The 19,030-nt window shown below is 70.0% G+C and carries 18 protein-coding genes; 12 read left to right on the top strand and 6 right to left on the bottom strand.

Features of this window, described 5'->3' with window-relative positions; genetic code table 11:
* Positions 1 to 22: 22 nt before the first annotated feature.
* Positions 23 to 496 carry an Lrp/AsnC family transcriptional regulator gene (locus tag JJQ90_RS01080; RefSeq protein ID WP_216872629.1) on the top strand — a complete coding sequence of 158 codons (474 nt, stop codon included), beginning with the start codon at positions 23 to 25 and terminating at the stop codon, positions 494 to 496.
* A 3-nt stretch (positions 497 to 499) separates the two neighbouring features.
* On the opposite strand, the gene JJQ90_RS01075 is transcribed toward JJQ90_RS01080, so the two are convergent.
* Positions 500 to 1,726 carry a BaiN/RdsA family NAD(P)/FAD-dependent oxidoreductase gene (locus JJQ90_RS01075; protein WP_216872628.1) on the bottom strand — a complete coding sequence of 409 codons (1,227 nt, stop codon included), beginning with the start codon at positions 1,724 to 1,726 and terminating at the stop codon, positions 500 to 502.
* Between the two features lie 75 nt (positions 1,727 to 1,801).
* On the opposite strand from JJQ90_RS01075, the gene JJQ90_RS01070 reads away from it, so the two are divergent.
* The 3 genes from JJQ90_RS01070 to JJQ90_RS01060 all read left to right on the top strand — a co-directional run bounded on the left by JJQ90_RS01070 (position 1,802) and on the right by JJQ90_RS01060 (position 6,530).
* The gene (locus JJQ90_RS01070) at positions 1,802 to 2,800 is read left to right on the top strand and encodes an NAD-dependent epimerase/dehydratase family protein (protein WP_216872627.1); all 999 of its coding nucleotides are present in this window, start codon (positions 1,802 to 1,804) and stop codon (positions 2,798 to 2,800) included.
* Between the two features lie 85 nt (positions 2,801 to 2,885).
* A complete protein-coding gene (locus JJQ90_RS01065) occupies positions 2,886 to 5,246 on the top strand; it encodes a xanthine dehydrogenase family protein molybdopterin-binding subunit (RefSeq protein ID WP_216872626.1) in 2,361 nt (786 codons plus the stop codon).
* A 300-nt stretch (positions 5,247 to 5,546) separates the two neighbouring features.
* On the top strand, positions 5,547 to 6,530 hold the full coding sequence (locus JJQ90_RS01060; protein WP_216872625.1) for an energy transducer TonB: 984 nt from the start codon (positions 5,547 to 5,549) through the stop codon (positions 6,528 to 6,530).
* Positions 6,531 to 6,533: 3 nt separating this feature from the next.
* Here JJQ90_RS01060 and JJQ90_RS01055 read toward each other — a convergent pair whose 3' ends face one another.
* Together JJQ90_RS01055 and JJQ90_RS01050 are read right to left on the bottom strand one after the other, a co-directional pair.
* Positions 6,534 to 6,962, bottom strand: a complete 429-nt coding sequence (locus JJQ90_RS01055) for a cupin domain-containing protein (RefSeq protein ID WP_216872624.1) — start codon at positions 6,960 to 6,962, stop codon at positions 6,534 to 6,536.
* Between the two features lie 11 nt (positions 6,963 to 6,973).
* Complete coding sequence (locus JJQ90_RS01050) at positions 6,974 to 8,140, bottom strand: zinc-dependent alcohol dehydrogenase (RefSeq protein WP_216872623.1); 1,167 nt, start codon at positions 8,138 to 8,140, stop codon at positions 6,974 to 6,976.
* A gap of 154 nt (positions 8,141 to 8,294) precedes the next feature.
* On the opposite strand from JJQ90_RS01050, the gene JJQ90_RS01045 reads away from it, so the two are divergent.
* Positions 8,295 to 8,987, top strand: a complete 693-nt coding sequence (locus tag JJQ90_RS01045; RefSeq protein ID WP_216872622.1) for a FadR/GntR family transcriptional regulator — start codon at positions 8,295 to 8,297, stop codon at positions 8,985 to 8,987.
* Here the strand turns inward: JJQ90_RS01045 and JJQ90_RS01040 are convergent.
* Entirely contained in the window at positions 8,984 to 9,886 is a 903-nt protein-coding gene (locus JJQ90_RS01040) for a TRAP transporter substrate-binding protein (RefSeq protein ID WP_216872621.1), read from the bottom strand. The genes JJQ90_RS01045 and JJQ90_RS01040 overlap by 4 nt on opposite strands.
* Positions 9,887 to 9,998: 112 nt before the next feature.
* Between JJQ90_RS01040 and JJQ90_RS01035 the strand changes: the two genes are divergently transcribed.
* Together JJQ90_RS01035 and glpD are read left to right on the top strand one after the other, a co-directional pair.
* Positions 9,999 to 11,009, top strand: coding sequence for a Bug family tripartite tricarboxylate transporter substrate binding protein (locus tag JJQ90_RS01035; RefSeq protein ID WP_216872620.1), 1,011 nt, complete (start codon positions 9,999 to 10,001; stop codon positions 11,007 to 11,009).
* A 54-nt stretch (positions 11,010 to 11,063) separates the two neighbouring features.
* Positions 11,064 to 12,536 carry a glycerol-3-phosphate dehydrogenase gene (glpD, locus tag JJQ90_RS01030; protein WP_216872619.1) on the top strand — a complete coding sequence of 491 codons (1,473 nt, stop codon included), beginning with the start codon at positions 11,064 to 11,066 and terminating at the stop codon, positions 12,534 to 12,536.
* Here the strand turns inward: glpD and JJQ90_RS01025 are convergent.
* Entirely contained in the window at positions 12,529 to 12,792 is a 264-nt protein-coding gene (locus JJQ90_RS01025; protein WP_216872618.1) for a DksA/TraR family C4-type zinc finger protein, read from the bottom strand. The genes glpD and JJQ90_RS01025 overlap by 8 nt on opposite strands.
* A gap of 98 nt (positions 12,793 to 12,890) precedes the next feature.
* A complete protein-coding gene (locus JJQ90_RS01020) occupies positions 12,891 to 13,787 on the bottom strand; it encodes a LysR family transcriptional regulator (protein ID WP_216872617.1) in 897 nt (298 codons plus the stop codon).
* Between the two features lie 129 nt (positions 13,788 to 13,916).
* Here JJQ90_RS01020 and JJQ90_RS01015 point away from each other — a divergent pair, with 129 nt between their 5' ends.
* The 5 genes from JJQ90_RS01015 (at position 13,917) to JJQ90_RS00995 (ending at position 18,962) form a co-directional block, all read left to right on the top strand.
* Complete coding sequence (locus tag JJQ90_RS01015; RefSeq protein ID WP_216872616.1) at positions 13,917 to 14,246, top strand: DHCW motif cupin fold protein; 330 nt, start codon at positions 13,917 to 13,919, stop codon at positions 14,244 to 14,246.
* 22 nt (positions 14,247 to 14,268) lie between these two features.
* The gene (locus JJQ90_RS01010; RefSeq protein ID WP_216872615.1) at positions 14,269 to 15,225 is read left to right on the top strand and encodes a Bug family tripartite tricarboxylate transporter substrate binding protein; all 957 of its coding nucleotides are present in this window, start codon (positions 14,269 to 14,271) and stop codon (positions 15,223 to 15,225) included.
* Between the two features lie 71 nt (positions 15,226 to 15,296).
* The gene (locus JJQ90_RS01005; RefSeq protein WP_216872614.1) at positions 15,297 to 16,457 is read left to right on the top strand and encodes a M24 family metallopeptidase; all 1,161 of its coding nucleotides are present in this window, start codon (positions 15,297 to 15,299) and stop codon (positions 16,455 to 16,457) included.
* Positions 16,458 to 16,461: 4 nt separating this feature from the next.
* A complete protein-coding gene (locus tag JJQ90_RS01000) occupies positions 16,462 to 17,619 on the top strand; it encodes a CaiB/BaiF CoA transferase family protein (RefSeq protein WP_216872613.1) in 1,158 nt (385 codons plus the stop codon).
* A 29-nt stretch (positions 17,620 to 17,648) separates the two neighbouring features.
* On the top strand, positions 17,649 to 18,962 hold the full coding sequence (locus JJQ90_RS00995) for an aspartate aminotransferase family protein (RefSeq protein WP_216872612.1): 1,314 nt from the start codon (positions 17,649 to 17,651) through the stop codon (positions 18,960 to 18,962).
* Positions 18,963 to 19,030 lie beyond the last annotated feature (68 nt).

Here is a 19,030-nt window from a genome sequence, read left to right as displayed (position 1 = left end):
ATCGCCAAGAAAGGTTCGAAAAATGGCGAAATCCACCATTGTCCTGGATGAGATCGACCGGCGCATCCTGCGCCTGCTGCAGCAGGACGGCCGCATCGCCGTGACGTTGCTGGCCGAGCAGGTCGGGCTTTCCGCCACGCCCTGCCTGCGGCGGATTCGACGGTTGGAGGAGGCGGGCGTCATCGCCCGCTATGCCGCCGTGGTGGAGCCCAGCCGGGTCGGCCTGCCGATCCAGGCCTTCGTGCAGGTGGCTCTGTCCTCCCATGCCGAGGAGGTGGCGGCGGCCTTCCACAAGGCCCTGGCCGCGCGAGGCGAGGTGATCGCCGCCTATGCCATGAGCGGCGGCATGGACTACATGCTGCACGTCGTGGCGGCGGATTTCGAGGCCTATGCCGATTTCGCGCTCAAGGCGCTGCTGCGCATGCCAGGGGTGAAGGAGACCCGTAGCTCCTTCGTTCTGATGGCGCTGAAGCCGCCCGGTGCGGTGCCCGTCTGAGGCTCAGTCGTGGGTCCCGGCGAGCCAGTCCAGCACGCCCCGGGCGGCGGCAACGCCCGTGCTGAAGCAGCCTTGCAGCAGGTAGCCGCCGGTCGGTGCCTCCCAGTCCAGCATTTCGCCACAGGCGAAGACGCCGGGGCGCGCGCGCAGCATCAGCCTTGCATCCAGTTCGGACCAGGCAAGACCGCCGGCCGAGGAGATCGCCCGTTCGATCGGGGCAACACCGGTCAAGCGAAGCGGCAAAGCCTTGACCAACTGCGCCACCGGAGGGGGTGAGGCCCCGGCCCGCAGCGCCTCCTGCACCAGCCCTATGGCGACCGGAGGCAAGGCCAGCGCCTTGCGCAGGCCATTCGCTAGCGATTCCGCGCGCGGCCGCGCCACCATCCGTTCCGCCACCACGGCCGCGCTGAGATCGGGGCGCAGGTCCAGCTCGATCTCGGCCTGTCCGATATCGGCGATCGCCTGCCGCAGCGGCGCGGACAAAGCATAGAGTGCGCCACCCTCCAGCCCGGTCCTGGTGACCATGGCTTCCCCCCGCAGGGTCCGGCCGGCGAAGCGCAGGCCGATGCGCTTCAGGGGCATGCCCTGGAAGCGCTCCCGGAAATGGGCCGACCAATCGAGGGTGAAGCCCATATTGGCCGGCGCCCAGGGGGTAACGCGCGCTTCCGGCAACTGGGCCGGCCACAGCCCGTCGGAGCCGAGCCGGGGCCAGGAGGCGCCGCCCAGCGCCAGGATGGTCGCTTCCGGTCGCTCGCCTGTGCCGCCCTCGAAACAGGGGTGCCCTTGCGCGTCAAAGCCTGTCCAGCGGCTGCGGGTGCGGATCTCCACGTCCAGCGCATTCAGCCGCCCCAGCCAGGCGCGCAGCAGGGGCGAGGCCTTGAGGCTGCCGGGGAAGATGCGACCGCTGCTGCCCCGAAAAGTCGGCACGCCCAACCCTTCGCACCAGGCGATCAGCGCGGCCGGCGGAAAGCCCTGAATGGCTTGCAGCAACAGGGGTTCGGCGGGCTGGTAGCGGCCCAGCAGGGTCTCCAGCGTCTCCCCATGCGTCAGGTTCAGCCCGCCACGCCCGGCCATCAGGAACTTGCGGCCCACCGAGGGCATGTGGTCGTGGACCGTCACCCGCAGCCCCGCCTGGGCCAGGATTTCGGCCGCCATCAGGCCCGCGGGCCCGGCGCCGATGATGGTGACCGCGGGGTTCTGCACGTCTGTCGGCGGGGCGGCATTGTTCATGCATGGCTTACTGCGGCGGGCGGCACGGGATATCCAGGGGCCGGCGCCAAATTCGCGTGTCTCAAGGAGCTGCCCATGACCGCCATCCTCGTCACCGGAGGCGCCGGCTTCGTCGGCCTGAACCTCGTCGAGGCCTTGCTCACCCGGGGCGAGCATGTGGTGGTGTTCGGGCAGGAGACGGCACTGCCGGAACCGGCCGGCGACGTCTTCGCCCGTCTGCCCGGGCAGTTGGAGGTGGTGACCGGCGATGTCCGTGACCGGGCCGCCCTGGCGCGGCTGTTCGCCGAACGGCGGATCGACCGCGTCTTCCCCTTTGCCGCCATCACCGCTGGTCCGGCGCGGGAAGCGGCTGCGCCGGCTTTGGTGCTGGATGTTAATCTGCACGGCGTCATCGCCACGCTGGAGGCGGCGCGGGATGCCGGCACGGTGCGGCGCGTGGTGCTGCCGGCCTCCTCCGCCGTCTATGGCGAATCCGCCTATGCCTATCCGCTGCTGGACGAGGTCACCACGCCCTGCATGCCGATCAGCCTCTATGGCGTGACCAAATACGCCGTGGAACGCGCTGGCCTCCGGCTGGCGGGGCTCTGGGGCCTGGATGCGGTGGCGGCGCGGATCGGCGCGACCTTTGGGCCCTGGGAGCGGGATACCGGGCTGCGCGACACGCTCAGCCCGCATCTGGCGATCGCCCAGGCGGCGCTGCGCGGGGAGGTGGCGATCCTGCCGCCGGCGCCCCTGCCGCGCTACGACTGGATCTATGTGCGGGATCTCGTCGCCGGGCTGCTGGCGCTGCTGGACTGCGCCGATCCGCCGGGCCGGGTCTTCAACCTGGCCTCCGCGCAGGATTGGGCGCCGCATGCCGGCCCCTGCTGCGATGCCCTGGCCGCCGTCATGCCCGGCTTTTCCTGGCGCCATGCGGCGCCGGGGGAGGCGCCGAACATTTCCTTCAACGAGACGAGGCCGCGCGGGCTGATGGCCATCGACCGGGCTGCCGCGCTCGGCTGGGCGCCGATCTTCACCCCGGAAGCGGCCTATGCCGATTATGCGGCCTGGCTGCGGCAGACTGTCCGGCCGTAAGGCTTGGCCATCCGGCCCGGGCGTCCGATCATGGACCGCCGCCGATCGCTCCCCATCTCCATTGCCTAACCGCCGCGAGGTTCTGATGCCCGATCACAATATGCTGGACCCGACCCGCCTGAAGTTCGGTATCGGGCAGTCCGTTCCCCGCGCCGAGGACCCCATCCTGCTGACGGGCAAGGGGCGCTACACGGATGACATTGCGCTGCCCGGGCAGGTCTGGGCCGTGATGGTGCGCAGCCCCTATGCCCATGGCGTGATCCGCGGCATCGGCACGGAAACCGCGCGGGAAATGCCGGGCGTGCTGGGCGTCTGGACCGGCGCCGACCTCGCGGCCGCCGGCTATGGCCTGATGAAATGCGGCATGCCGCTGAAGAACCGGGACGGCTCGCCGCTGCGCACCACCCACCGCCCGGCGCTGGCCACCGACAAGGTGCGCTTTGTGGGAGACCCCGTGGCCTTCGTGGTGGCCGAGACCCGTGCCCAGGCCAAGGACGCGGCGGAAAAGGTTGAACTGGACATCGACTCGCTCCCCGCCGTCACCCTGGCCTCCGCCGCGGCGGCCCCCGGCGCGCCGCAGCTTTATGATGACATCCCGGGCAATGAGGTGCTGGACTTCCAGCAGGGCGACAGCGCCAAGGTGGCGGAGGCCTTCGCCCAGGCCGCGCATGTCACCCGCCTGTCCCTGCGCAACAACCGCATCGTCGTCTGCGCCATGGAGCCGCGCAGCGCCATCGGCAGCTTCGAGGACGACCGCTACGTCCTGCGCGTTGGCTGCCAGGGCGTCTTCGGCCTGCGCGCCCAGATGGCGAATGAGGTGCTCAAGGTCCCTAAGGAGCAGGTGCGCATCCTGACCGGCAATGTCGGCGGCAGCTTCGGGATGAAGGCCAATGCCTATCCCGAATATCTCTGCCTGCTGCATGCGGCGAAGGCGCTTGGCCTGCCGGTGAAGTGGACGGATGAGCGGACCAGCAGCTTCCTCTCCGACCAGCATGGCCGCGACCATGAGGTGGATGCCGAACTGGCGCTGGATGCGGAGGGCCGGTTCCTCGCCGTGCGCCTGACCTCCTTCGCCAATATGGGCGCCTACCTGTCGACCGTGGCGCCGCTGATGGCCACCGCCAATTTCTGGAAGAACGTCCAGGCCAATTACCGCACGCCGCTGATCGAGGTCATCACCCGCAGCCTGCTCACCAATACCAGCCCGGTCTCGGCCTATCGCGGCGCGGGGCGGCCGGAGGGCAATTACTTCATGGAGCGGCTGATCGAGACAGCGGCGCTGGAGATGGGGATCAGCGCGCTCGACATCCGGCGCCGAAACCACATCCAGCCGGCGGAATTCCCGTACGCCGCCGCTTCCGGCAGCATCTATGACGGTGGCGACTTCACCGCGCTGCTGGACCGCGCGCTGGGAGCCGCCGATGTCGCGGGCTTCCCGGCCCGCAAGGCGGAGAGTGCGCAGCGCGGGCTGCTGCGTGGCCTCGGCGTCGGCAACTTCCTGGAATGCACCGCCCCGCCGACCAAGGAACAGGGTGGCATCCGCTTCGAGGCGGACGGGACCGTCACCATCATCACCGGCACGCTGGACTACGGCCAGGGCCATTGGAGCGCCTTCGCGCAGGTGCTGCACCAGTCGATCGGCATCCCCTTCCACCAGATCCGCCTTTTGCAGGGCGATTCCGACGAGCTGATCGCCGGTGGTGGCACTGGCGGGTCGAAGTCCCTGATGGCCTCCGGCGCCGCGATCGTCGAGGCGGCGGAGCTGGTGGTGGAGAAGGGGCGCGAGGCCGCCGCCTGGGCACTGGAAGCGGCGGCCGCCGATATCGAATTCGAGGCCCATCCGGAGGGCGGCGAGGGCCGCTTCCTGATCGCCGGCACCGACCGTGGCATCGGCATCATGGAGCTCGCCGCCCGGCTGCGGCAGGCGCCCAGCCTGCCGGAGGGTGTGCCGGCGACGCTGGACGTCACCCATGTCTTCGACCAGGCGCCCCAGGCCTATCCCAATGGTTGCCATATTGCGGAGGTGGAGATCGATCCGGAGACCGGCATCGTCACTATCGACCGCTACATGTCGGTGAACGATTTCGGCGTGATCGTGAACCCGATGCTCGTGGCCGGCCAGGCGCATGGCGGCATCGCTCAGGGCATCGGCCAGGCGCTGCTGGAAAGCGTCGGCTATGGCGAGGATGGCCAGCTCCAGACCGGCAGCTACCTGGACTATGCGCTGCCCCGGGCCGGGGACATGCCCTCCATCGGCTTCGTGAGCCATGCGGTCCCGGCCACGACCAATCCGCTGGGCGCCAAGGGCTGCGGTGAGGCCGGCTGTGCCGGGTCCCTGCCGGCGGTGATGAACGCGCTGGTCGATGCGCTGTCCGTCTACGGCATCCGGCACATCGACATGCCGGCGACGCCGGAGCGGATCTGGCAGGCGATCCAGGCCGCCTGAGGGGCGAACCGCCCCGGCTTTGCCGGAGGCGGTTCCTTGTGCGGCACGCCGCCCGGGATGGGATCGTCCGGATGGCGTGCATGCGTGGTTTCGGCGCCGGCGGCACATTTCGTCACCAGGGGCTGATTTCCGCGGCATCGCGGAATCCTCTATGCCGGGCGGAACGTCACAACGGACCCCTTGGCAGACCTCTCACCCCACCGTCGCCCGACCCGCGCCATGCCGCATTTTCGCAGGGCGCCGTGCCAGGTCCCTCGGCGCGATCCGCCACCGCTGGCGCAAGGCACAACTGTCGCGCCGATGCGGGCTGTCGCGGGGCGTGGCGGGCGTCGGCGGCGCATCCTGGCCTGGCTGGTGGCTTCCCTGCTGCTGCATGGGGTCCTGGCGCTGTATCTGGCGCTGCCGCCGCGCGAATTGCCGGACCTGCCGCCGCCGGCCATCGAGGTCGTGTTCGAGGGTGGGCAGCCCGAGCAGCCGGCAGCCGAGCCGCCGCAGGGCCTTGCCCCGGCACCGCCTTCCGCGCCCGCTCCACCGCCCCCTGCGGCCACCCCGCCATTGCCGCAACCCCAGCCGTCACCGCCCCAGCCGCCAAGGCCAGAGCCGCCCCAACCGGCGCCACCCCAGCCGGCGGCGCCCAGCCCCGAGCCACCCAGGCCGCAACCGCCGCGGCCTGTCCCTACGCCGCCGCCGCTGTCCGAACCCCTGCCTGCGGAGCCGACCCCGGCCGACGAAGCGCCCGCTGAAGCCCTGCCCACGCCACCCCCGCAGGCCCCGCCCGTGCCGCCACGGCCGGCAGCGGCTGCCCGCCGTGCCGCGCCCGCCCTGCCGCCCGGGGTGATCTGGGCGCCGGATGGCCTGTCCTTCAACGCGCCGGCGCGGCCCAGCGTGCCGGCTGGCCGCCCGACCGCGCGCGGCCTCGATCTCAGCATCGATCCGCGCATCCTGCGGGGGGAGGCCAATGCCGACGCCAACCTCCAGGTCCGCGGCGCGCAGGTGGGCGCGGATTGGCGCGGCGCCTTCCGGCGCTGGCTGGACCGCAATATGTCCTATCCGATGGAGGCGCTGCGCCAGGGTGAATCCGGGACGGTGCGGGTGCGGGTGGTGGCGGGGCCGGATGGGCAGGTGCGCAGCGTGCGGCTGCTCACCCCCTCCGGCTCACCTTCCCTGAACTTCGGCACCACCTTTCCCTTCAGCGGTGCCCAATTGCCGGCCTTCCCGCCGCCGGTCGATCCGGCGGGCGTGACCATCGACCTGACGGTGAACTATATCCTGATCCGGCGGTAGGCTTCAGGCGGCCTGGAGGCGCATTTCGGCCGGCACCGGCAGGGGCGTATTGCCGCTGTCCTTGAACTCGACCGTGGTGAACAGCAGCTCGGTCTCGCCGATATTCTCCACGCTATGGACAAAGAAGTCGCCGGCCGGGAAGGTGAAGTGCTTCGTCTCCCCGGCATGATGCGTGACATCGACGATGCGGCCGTCATGGTAATAGCCGCGCGCCTTGCCCGGATTGTGCGCGGTCCAGAAATAATCCAGCACATGGCGGTGGAAGTTGCAGCGCTTGCCGGGCGGCAGGCGCAGATGCCAGACGCGCAGCTTCTCCGTCTCCGAAACCAGGATGCTGCCAACGCAGCCATTGAACTGGTTGTCCAGGAATTCCTGGCGCAGCGCCTCGGGCCAGCCGTCAGGGGCCGGGAGGGTGGGAGTGTCCTGGGTCATCTCGGCGTTCCTCACTCGGCGGCCAGGCGCTGCGCCGCGGCGCCGCGCGTCTTCACCACGACCTTGATCGCGTCATCCACCCGGTCGCGGGCATGGCGCAGCGCCTCCGGCAGGTCGTCCAGGTGGAAGCTGTGGGTATGGACCAGCCGCGCATCGAAGCGGCGTTCCGCCATGAAGGCCATGGCGCGATGCGTGGCGCTGCGGCCCTCGCCGCGGATGCCATAGAGATAGACGTTGTTGCGCACGATCTGCGGCAGGTCGACCGTCACCGGGTCATGCGGGAAGGCGGCGAGGCAGATCTTGCCGCCGCGATTGACCATGGCGGTCGCCATGTTGATGGCGTCCTGGGTCCCGGCGCATTCGATGACGTAGTCGGCGCCGAGGCCGCGCGTCAGCTCCTTTACCACCGCCACAGCATCCTCGTTCTTCACATTCACCACGCGGTCGGCGCCCAGCTTGCGGCCGATCTCCAGCCGCCCGTCCCGCGTGCCGACCAGCACCACCGGCGTGGCGCCAAGCGCCTTGGCAACGCCGGCCGCGAGCAACCCGATCGGGCCGGGGCCGATCACCACCACGCTTTCCCCCGCCACCAGCCCACCGAGCTCCGTCAGCCCGTACATGCTGGTGCCGGCCGTGACGACCAGCGTCGCCTCCTCATCGGTCATCGAATCCGGCACGCGGACCAGGGTGTTGATGTTGTTCACCTGGTACTCGCAGAAGCCGCCATCGGTGGTGAAGCCATTGGCGCGGTGGCCCTTGTCCACATCGCCGTAGTTCTGGCCGTAGTTGAGGCAGGCCGTGTACATGCCCTGGCGGCAGCGCTTGCACTGGCCGCAGCCGGCATGGATTTCCACCGTCACCCGTTCGCCGATCCGGTACTCATCCACCCCCGGGCCGAGCGCCGCCACGGTGCCCATGTACTCATGACCCGGCGTGAAGTTCTTGTGGAAGGGCAGGCCGCCCTGGAATTTCGCCGGGGAGCCGTAATGGATGATCTCGAGGTCGGTGGCGCAGATCGCCACCGCGTCGATTCGCACCAGCACCTCCGCCCGGCCGGGCATTGGCACCGGCTTGGTGGTCTGGAACAGCTCATCCGGCCCGCCCAGAACCCAGGCCTTCATCCGCTCGGGGATGGGCATCTCGGGGGAAGTACGAACGCCGGGGGAAGAGGTGGACATCGCGGCGGCTCCTGAGGGGCGCATTGGCCCAAATTGGTGCGCCATATTGGCATATTGGTGAACCAATGCAAGCGAAGGCTGTGTCAGCGGGCAGTCGTGAAGAATTGGTTGACCAATGCCGCGCCGCCCCGCTACGCCATGCGGCATGGATGGAGTGCTCGAACCGCGCGGCGTTCTGCCGCAACTGCGCGCCTGGCTGGCGGGCCATGGGCTGATGGGCGCCGCCCTGCCCGATGACGGCCGCCTGCCGCCGGAACGCGAGATCGCCGCGCGCCTCGGCGTCAATCGTGGCGAGGTGCGCAAGGCCCTGGCGGTGCTGGAAGCCGAGGGCCAGGTCTGGCGCCATGTCGGCAAGGGCACCTTCGCCACCCGCGCCCAGCCGGCGCCCGGCGTGCCGGGCCGGCCGGACATCCGCGACCTGGCGCAGGACACCAGCCCGCCCGCGGCCATGGAGGCACGGCTGATCGTGGAGCCGGAACTGGCCCGCCTCGCCGCCCTGCGCGCCACCGCCGCCCAGATCGCGGAGCTGCGCCGTCTGGCCGCCACCGCGCGCGCCGCGCCGAGCTGGGCCGCCTATGAGGAGGCGGATTTCCGGCTGCATGAGTTGATCGCCGAAGCCTCCGGCAACCGGCTGATGCTGGAGGTGGAGCGGCTGGTGAATGGCGTGCGCCGCGCCGTGGTCTGGGGCCATCTGGCGCGCCGGCCGGAGGGGCCCTCCGCCGACTACCACTCCTTCGACGAGCACGACGCCATCATCGCCGCCATCGCCAGCCGCGACCGGCGCGGCGCGGCGGAGGCGATGCGGCGGCACCTGGAAAGCACCGCGCGGGCGCTGGCCGAGGATTAGCGGAGCGCCGCCAGCAAGGCCGGGTCCAGATCCTTCGCGGCCTCCGTCGCCACCGGCGCGCAGGCAGCCCGGAAGGCCGGCAGGTCGATATCCTCCGGTCCCAGAACGGAAATGCCCTCCGCCGCCAGGGCCTGCATCGCCAGCGCATCCTCCTCCGCCGCCCATTGCCGTTGCCGCAGCGTCGCCGCCCGCGCTGCCTCGTGCAGCGCCGTTCGCGCGGTGGGCGGCAGGGCATCGTGCCAGGCGGCGTGGCAGGCCAGCAGAACCACGCCCTGGATATGCCCGGTCAGGCTGACATGGCGGTGATGCGCCTGCAGGCCGAAGCCCAGCAGGTTGGTCAGCGGATTCTCCTGCGCATCCACCGCGCCGCTGGCCACCGCCGCGCGCAGCCCGGCCACATCCGTCACCATCGGCCGGAAGCCCATCGCGGCAAGCGCGGCCTGGTAGGTGGCATTGTCCAGCGTGCGGATGACGAGGCCTGCGCAATCGGCCGGGGTCCGGATCGGGCGGCGCGCATTGGTCAGGTGGCGTAGCCCATTGTCCCAGAAGCCGAGCAGCCGCAGCCCGGTCCCGGCCTCCAGCGCCGCGCGAATATGCGCCCCCGCCGCGCCATCCAGCGCCGCGAACAGCCGGGCGCGGTCCGGCGCCGCATAGGGCAGGTCGAGCGCCCCCAGCGCCGGGACCCGCGCGCTGAGATAGCCGGAGGCCATGTAGCAGAGCTGCCGTCCGTCACCGGCCTCCACCGCATCGAACAGCCCGCGCGCCGTGCCGCCGGCCGAGGTGATGTCGTCCAGCACCTCCGGCGCGAAGCCCTGTCCGGACAGCGTCGCGGCCAGGGCCCGTAGCGCCCGCGTATGCACGGAGCTTGCCCCCTGATAGCCCGCCATGGCGATTCGCACGGCCTGTTCTCCCCGACCATTTCCACCCAATGACAAACCAATTGACAGACCAATCGCCCAATGTCCACATGGCGCCGCCGGACCCCCTTTTAGCCTGGCGGAGGAACCAAGAATGACCCAGCAGCGCCACCAGCCCTGCGCTCCCTTCGGCGTGTCATCGCGCCGCCAACTGCTCGCAGGCATCGCAGCGCTGGGCGCCGGCCCAACGGCGGCCCTGGCCCAGGCGGCACCCTGGCCGAGCCGACCGGTGAGCATCATCATGCCGCTCCAGGCCGGCACCGCCTCCGACATCGCGCTGCGCATCATGGCCGACCGGGTGTCGGAAAAGCTGGGCCAGCGCATGGTGGTGGAGAACCTGACCGGCGCGGCCGGGCTGATCGGCGCCGAGCGCGCCGCCCGTGCCACCGCGGATGGCTACACCCTGGCGGCGCTGAACAATTCCATCCTGACGATCCTGCCGAATGTCCAGCGCCGGCGCCTGGGCTTCGATCCCTTCGCCGATTTCCAGCCGATCGCCGGCATCGCCAATATCCCGACCTTCCTCGGCGTCCATAAGGACGTGCCGGCGACCACGGTGGCGGAGCTGGTGGCCTTGGCGAAGACGCGGGACCTCAACTACGCCTCCGGCGGCACCGGCAGCCCGCAGCATCTGGCCACCGAGATGTTCATGGCCATGGCCGGGGTGAAGATGACGGAGGTTGGCTATCGCGGCGCGGCCGCGGCGGCGGCCGACCTGGCGGCCGGGCATGTGCAGGTGATGTTCATCGCCCAGACACTGGCGCTGCCCTTCAAGGACAGCGGCAATATCCGCTTCATCGGCTTCGCCGGGCCGGAGCGGCATCCGGAATACCCGCAGGTGCCGACCGTCGCGGAGCAGGGGGTGGCGGGCTACGACTATTCCTCCTGGATCGCGCTGTTTGCGCCGACGGGCACGCCGGCACCCGTGCTGGAACGCCTGCGCGCGGACAGCGCCGCCGCTTTGGCGGAGCCGGAGCTGCAGCAGAAGTTGATCCGGGCCGGGCTCCAACCCTGGTTCAAGACGCCGGCCCAGCTGGCGGAGGTCATGCGCGGCGATGATGCGCGGTGGAAGGCCGTGGTGCGGATGGCCAACCTTCAGATGTAGCGCCGCGACCCGCCGGGGCTTGCCAGCCATCGCCCGGCCCCACATGAGGGCGCGATGGGACATGCATTCGACCTGCTGGTGATTGGGGGCGGCATCAATGGCGCGGGCATCGCGCGGGATGCCGCCGGGCGTGGCCTTTCCACCTGCCTGGTGGAGCGGGGCGACCTGGCCGGCGGCACCTCCTCCAACTCCTCCAAGCTCGTGCATGGCGGGCTGCGCTACCTGGAACATTACGAGTTCCGCCTGGTGCGGGAGGCGCTGGCCGAGCGCGAGGTGCTGCTGCGCATCGCACCCCACATCGTCTGGCCGATGCGCTTCGTGCTGCCGCACCGGGCCGAGATGCGGCCGCGCTGGCTGATCCGCGCCGGGCTTTTTCTCTATGACCACCTGGCGCGACGGGTCAGCCTGCCGGGGGCGGAGGGGCTGGACTTTCGGACCCATCCCTACGGCGCGCCGCTGTCACCTGCCATCGCCAATGGCTTCGCCTATTCGGATTGCTGGGTGGAGGATTCCCGGCTGGTGGTGCTGAACGCCAAGGACGCCGCCCGCCGCGGCGCCACCATCCGCACCCGCACCGCTTTCGTTGACGCCGCCCGCGACGCCGATGGCTGGACCGTGCGGCTGCGCGCCGGGGATGGGGCGGAGGAGACGCTGCGCGCCAAGGCGTTGGTCAATGCCGCCGGCCCCTGGGTGATGGCGGCGCAGGATGCGACCCATGCGAAGCGCGCCGGCAGCGTGCGCCTGATCCGGGGCAGCCACATCGTTCTGCCGGCGCTGTATGAGGGCGAGCAGGCCTATATCCTGCAGAACGACGATCGCCGCGTGGTCTTCGTCATCCCCTATCAGGGGCGCTTCTCGCTGGTCGGCACCACCGATGTGCCGCATGAGGGCGATGCGGCGACGGCCCATTGCACGCCGGAGGAGGCCGCATACCTCTGTGCCGCCGTCAGCCGCCAGTTCAGGCGCGCGGTGACGCCGGCCGAGATCGTCTGGTCCTATTCCGGCGTGCGGCCGCTGTACGACGACGGATCGGACGACCCCTCCGCCATCACCCGCGACTATGTGCTGAAACTGGATGACAGCGCGGCGCCGCTGCTCAGCATCTATGGCGGCAAGATCACCACCTATCGCCGGCTGGCGGAGGAGGCGGTGGAGAAGCTTGCCCATGCGCTGGGACGGCAGGCGCCGGCCTGGACGGCGGGGGCTGCGCTGCCGGGCGGCGATTTTGGCGGGCGCGACCTGCCCGGCTACGAGACGGAGATCGCCGCCCGCTTTCCCTGGCTGCCGGCACCGCTGCGCGCCCGACTGGTGCGTGCCTATGGCAGCGAAGTGCCGGACCTGCTGGGCGAGGCGGCCTCACTGGCCGATCTGGGCCAGGACCACGGCGCCGGGCTGACCCAGCGGGAGGTGGATTGGCTGATGCGGGAGGAATGGGCCCGCACGGCGGAGGACATCCTCTGGCGCCGCTCCCGCCTCGGCCTGCACATGACGCCCGAGCAGCGGGAAGCACTTGCCGCCGTTATTTGAGCTGGCTGTCCTTGCTGCCGCGGCGGTTGATGCCGAAGGCGCTGGGGCGCTTGTCGCGGGCGGATTGGCAGGCGACGCAGGTGCGCACGCCCGGAAGCGCGGCGCGGCGGGCTTCCGGGATCTCCTCACCGCATTCGACGCAGTGGATCTCGCCCGGGCCGGCATTCATCCGCGCGCGGGCGCGCAGAATGCCGTCCCGCACCGTGTCGTCGATCTGATCCTGCACCGCGCCATCCGGCGCCCAACCGCTTGCCATGATCTTTGCTGCCCTCCGCCCTGGAGATGGGCAGCGCGGCAGGCCGGGCCAAGGTCCACCATCAGTACCGCTTGCAGGCCCAATCGGCGGGCGACGGTTCAGGGCGCCTGTTCCAGCACCCGCGCCAGGCTGGCCGACAGCGCCTCCGCCGCCGCGGGCAGACGGCGGCCGCGGCGGGCGAGCAGCGCGATTCGCCCGCCATTCAGCAGCGGATCGGCCAATGGCACCGCGCGGACCTTGCCGAGTTCCAGATGCAGTGCCAGCACCCGCGGCACCATCACCGCCACCCCCTTGCCATCGGCCACGAAGGCAGCGGCGACGTGTGGCGAATTGGTCTCCAATACGGGCCGGATCGGCACCCGGGCGGCGCGGCAGGCGGTGTCGAACAGGCCGCGCGAACTGCCCAGATGCGACGGCGCGACCAGCGGCATGCCGGCCAGATCGGCCAGAGTCAGGCTCGGTGCATCCGCCAGCTTGTGGTTCGGCGCCAGCATGACCGCGAAGGGCTCGGCGGCGGAGGCCAGCACCTCCACCTCCGGGTCTGCGCTTGGGTTGAAGGCGATGCCGAGATGGCAGGTGCGGTCGTGCAGCGCGGCCAGGATCGCCTCCGACCCCACCACGGCGATATCCAGCGTCACCGCCGGATAGGCGGCGCGGAAGGCGGCCAGCCCGGCGGCGAGGCCGCTGGCGGCGAAGCTTTCCACCAGCCGAAGCACGACATGGCCGCGCCGCACCCCGCGCAGCGCGTCGAGGTCGGCGCGCAGCCGCTCCGTCAGATGCGTCGCCTCCCGCCCATGATGCAGCAGGATCTCGCCGGCCGGGGTCAGGCCGACGCCGCGCGCGCCGCGTTCCAGAAGCTGCACGCCCAGCTCCTCCTCCAACTGCTGGATGCGGCGGCTGATGGCGGATTGGGCGAGGCGCAGCCGCTGCGCGGCCTCGCGCATCGAGCCGGCCTGGGCGACGGCGAGGAAGCAGCGCAAACCTGGGGGGAGCATGGCATGGGCCTCCGGTTCCGATGCCTCCACGGCATCAGGGTGCGCTACATTTTCTGCTTGCGGCATCGCCGTCAACGGTCTGGTATGCAACTGACACGCAGAAAATTTTGCAAGGGGTGATCCAAAGTCATGATCATCGAGGGCGTGCCCTTCCAGGTGGCGGATTGGTCCGGCTGGCCGGAGACCCGGCATGAGGGTGAAACCGGCCATGCGCTGTGGCGGACGCTGGAGGTGGGCAATATCCGCGTGCGGATGGTGACCTATTCCCCCGGCTACATGGCCGACCACTGGTGTTCCCGTGGCCATGTGCTGCTGGTGATGGAAGGGGAGTTGGAGACGGAACTGGCCGATGGCCGGGTCTTCAGAATGCGGGAGGGTTGTTCCTACCAGGTGGCCGAGAATGCGGAGCCTCATCGCAGCCGCACCGCCATCGGGGCGAAGCTTTTCATCGTCGATTGAACCCCGAGCCAGGAGCCGGCTGATGCCCATCACCCGTCGCGCGGCGCTTGCCGCAGCCCTCAGCAGCCTTGCCGCGCCCGCCTGGGCACAGGAATTTCCCGGACGTCCCATCCGCATCATCGTACCCTCCGCCCCCGGCGGCAGCCTGGATATCCTGGCGCGGCTGACGGCGCGGCATCTGGGGGAAAGGCTGGGCTGGCAGGTGCCGGTGGAGAACCGCAGCGGCGGCGGCGGCAATATCGGCTTCGACGCGGCGGCGAAAAGCCGGCCGGACGGCCTGACGATCCTGATCGCCAGCGAGCCGCTGACGGTGAACCCCAGCCTTTTCGCCAACCTGCCTTTCGACCCACTGCGCGACTTCCAGCCGCTGACCATGATCGCGACGCTGTCGCAGGTGCTGGTGGTGCATCCCTCCGTGCCGGCGCGGACTTTCGCCGAGTTCGTCGCCCTGGCGAAGAGCGGCGCGCCGATGAATATCGGCTCCGCCGGCACCGCCTCGCCCGGGCATATGGCGGTGGCGCAGCTGGTGCATGCCGGCATTCCGCTGACGCATGTGCCCTATCGCGGCGGCGGGCCGGCCGTGCAGGACACGGTGGCCGGCAATATCCAGGGCGGCATCATGACCCTGCCGGCGGCGCTGCCCTTCATCCAGGAGGGCAAGGTGCGGGCGCTGGCGGTGACCTCCGAGGCGCGGTCGCCCTTCGCGCCGGATGTGCCGACGATGGCGGAGGTGGTGCCGGGCGTGGTGGTGAATTCCTGGCAGGCCTTCCTGCTGCCCGCCGGCGTGCCGGCGCCGGTCCTGGCGCGGTTGAATGCCGAGATCACCGCCGTGATCCGCCTGCCGGAGGTGCAGGACTTCCTGAAGCGCCAGGCCTTCGAGCCGGCGCCCGGAACGCCGGAGGCGCTCGGCGCCTTCCTGGCGGAGGAGGTGCCAAAATGGCGCCGCGTGGTGCAGCAGACGGGGCTGCGCCTGGATTGATCGCGACGCGGGCCAAAGGCCCGCGCTCCGACTGAGAGTCACTGCGCCCGAGGGCGAGGGATAGGAAAACCATGTCCAGAACACCGACGATCTTCAACGAAACCCGCATGCGCGCGATGATGGACCGCAAGGGGCTCGACCTCGTCATCGTCCGGGGCGTGGAAAATTCCCGCTACATCAGCGAGTTCTTCCACAATGGCGGCAACCTCGGCTACCGCCCCTTCTGCGTCTTCTACTTCCGCGACCCGGCGAAGAAGCCCGCCTTCGTGGTGGCCGCCGTCGACCTGCACCTGGCGATGACGCTGACCTGGATCGAGGATGTCCGCGCCTACGCCATGGCGGAATTCTTCACCGATGTGGACACGCATTTCTACGACGATTTCGCGGGCGCCGCGAAGGCGATCCTGACCGAGCGCGGCGTGAAGGGGATGAAGGTCGGCACGGAGGGTGACAACCTGACCAGCGGCTTCCGCACCGTTCTGGACGGGCTGCTGGCCGGCAACATGGTGGAGGACATCTCCTTCGACATGGAGATGGTGCGCATGGTCAAGACGCCGGAGGAAATCCGTCGGCTGAAGCGCGCCACCGAGATCACCGTGAAGGCCCACGCCGCCTTCCGCGCCGCCATCAAGCCCGGCGCCACCGACACCGACCTGCACCGCACCGCCTGCCTGACCATGCTCCAGGAAGGCGCGACCGCGGTGAACTTCATCAATGTCGCGGCCGGCAGCGCCAATTCCTTCGCCGCGCATGATCCCTTTCCGCGCGACTACGTCTTGCAGCGTGGCGACTTCGTGAAGGTGGACATGGGCGCGAATGTGCTCGGCTATTCCGCCGACTTCGTGCGCAGCTACTTCATCGGCGAGGCCAGCCAGCGGCAGCAGGACATCTGGAAATGGCTGAACGAGGTGCAACTCGACCTCTGCGCCTGGATCCGCCCCGGCGTGACGGGCGGCGAGATCTTTGAGCGCGGCTACAAGCAGATCAGCAAGCATCTCGAAAAGTTTCCGCGTGAATTCCTCGGCCATGGGATCGGCCTCGGCAGCCACGAGCAACCCCGCATGAACGCGGTGAACCGCACGGTCGTGGAAGCCAATTCGGTGCTCTGCGTCGAATACAGCTACTATCATGACGGCTGCCGCCACCACACGGAGGAGACATTCCTGGTGGCGGAGGATGGCAACCACCACTGGACGAAGGACTGCCCGCGCGACCTGATCGTGGCCGCCTGACGCCATGGCGGGCGCGCTGGCTGGCATCACCGTCGTCGACCTCTCGACGCATCTCTCCGGCCCTTATTGCACCATGCTGCTCGGCGACCTCGGCGCCGATGTCATCAAGGTGGAACGGCCGGGCGGGGGCGATGAGGCGCGCAGCATGCCGCCCTTCGTCGATGGTCGCAGCGCGCCCTTCGATGTCTGGAACCGCAACAAGCGCAGCATCGTGCTGGATGCCAAGAACCCGGCCGATGCAGTGACGCTGCGGGCGCTGGTGGCCCGGGCCGATGTGCTGGTGGAGAACTTCCGGCCCGGCACGCTGGAGCGCATGGGGCTGGGGTGGGAGGCGCTGCACGCGGCGCATCCCCGCCTGATCCTCGCCAGCATTTCGGGCTTCGGCCAGTCCGGCCCCTGGGCCGGGCATGGCGGCTTCGACCTGATGACCCAGGGCATGGCCGGGCTGATGGCCGGCAATGGGCCGCCGGAGGGCGAGCCGCACCGCCTGCCCATCGCCATCAGCGACCTGACGGCAGGCATGCAGGCGGCGATCGGCATCCTGGCCGCGCTGAATGCCCGCCACGCCACGGGGCAGGGGCAGCGGGTGGAGGCGGCGCTGTTCACCTCCGCCTTGTCGCTGGGTGTGTATGAGGCCGCCCATGTGCTGGCGCTGGGCACGCGGCCGGAACGGCTGGGCCAGGCGCATCGCGGCAACTCGCCCTATCGCGCCTTTCCCGCCGCCGATGGCTGGATGACGGTGGGCGCGGCACAGGCGCATTTCTGGCAGCGCTTCTGCGGCATTCTGGAGATGCCCGAACTGCTGGCCGATGAGCGCTTCGCCACCAATGCCGATCGCGTGGCGAACAACGAGGCGCTGGTGGCGATCCTGGCGCCCCGGCTGCGCCAGAAGCCACGCGATCATTGGCTGGCCGCCTTTACCGCCGCCGGCATCCCGGCCGAGCCGGTGCTGTCCTATGACGAGGCGCTGGCGCATCCCCAGGCGGCTGCGATGGGCGTGGTCGCCGACATTCCCGGCGCGGAGGCCGGCCTTCGCGCCACGCTCGCAACACCCTTCCGGCTATCCGACACACCGCCGGATGTGCGCAAGGCGGCGCCGGTCCTGGGCGAACACGGCGCCGAGATCCGGGCCGGTCTGGCGGCCCGCGACGCGGCGGAATAGCCTTTCGGCACGCGCGCAGGAGAGTGCCCATGTCCGTCCGCAACGCCGTGCTGGAAGATGCCCTGATCGAGGCGCGGGAGAGCTACGCCGCCCGCCGCCCCGCCAGCGCCGCGCGCCATGCCGAAGCCGCGCAGGTGATGCCCGGCGGCAATACCCGTAGCGTGCTGTTCCATGGCCCCTTTCCCTTCACCGCCGAGAGCGGGGAGGGATGCCGGGTGCGCGACCTGGATGGGCACAGCTATGTCAGCATGATCGGCGAGTTCACCGCCGGCCTGTTCGGCCATTCCCATCCCGCGATCCGCGCCGCCGTGCTGCGGGCGCTGGACACCGGCGTGAACCTGACCGCGCACAACCCCTTCGAGGCCCGCTTCGCCCGCTTGGTGCGCGACCGCTTCCCGTCGCTGGAGACACTGCGCTTCACCAATTCGGGCACCGAGGCGAATCTGCTGGCCCTGGCCTGCGCCACCATCACGACGGGTCGCAAGACCATTCTGGGGTTTCGCGGTGGCTATCACGGCGGCCTCATGACCTTCGGCCCCGGCGCGAACCCGATCAACGTGCCGCACAGGGTGGTGCTGGCCGGCTATAACGACCTAGCGGAAGCCACCGCCCTGGCGCGGGACAATGCCGGCGACCTGGCCGCGATCATCCTGGAGCCGATGCTGGGCGGCGGCGGCTGCATCGCGGCGGAGGATGCCTTCCTGCGCGGCCTGCGCGCCTTGGCGGATGAGACCGGCGCCGTGCTGATCTTCGACGAGGTGATGACCAGCCGCCTCGCCCCTGGCGGGTTGCAGGAACTCACCGGCATCACGCCGGACATGACGACGCTGGGCAAATATGTGGGCGGCGGCATGTCCTTCGGCGCCTTTGGCGGCCGCGCCGATCTGATGGCGATCTTCGACCCGCGCCGCCCGGATGCCGTGCCGCATGCCGGCACCTTCAACAACAACACGCTGACCATGTCCGCCGGCATCGCCGCCTTGTCCGAGATCTACACGCCGGAGGTCGCGGTGTCCCACAATGCGCGCGGCGATGCGCTGCGCGAGGCCCTGCAGGCGGCGGCCGGCGACCTGCCGCTTTGCGTCACCGGCCGCGGCAGCATGATGGCCTTCCACTTCATGGCAACGCCGCCGCGCGATGCGGAGGAAGCGGCGCGCGGCAACCAGGCCTTGAAGGAACTGCTGTTCCTCGATCTGCTGGATCGCGGCTACTACATCGCGCGGCGCGGGATGCTGGCCCTGTCGCTGATGGTGGGGCCGGAGGAATGCGCGGGCTTCGTCGAGGCCTTCGCCGATTTCTGCCAGATCCGGGGTGCGCTGATCCGGGAAGCGGTGGCCGCCTGACGACGCGATCCATTCTTGCCAGCCCCGGCGGAAGATGATCCAATTTTTACAATGAGGGTTGCGGCAGC

Source organism: Falsiroseomonas oleicola (genome assembly GCF_019029495.1).
In the GTDB taxonomy this organism is placed as follows: domain Bacteria; phylum Pseudomonadota; class Alphaproteobacteria; order Acetobacterales; family Acetobacteraceae; genus Falsiroseomonas; species Falsiroseomonas oleicola.
Note: the sequence above shows the minus strand (reverse complement) of the source record. Positions and strands in the feature narration are given on the sequence as shown.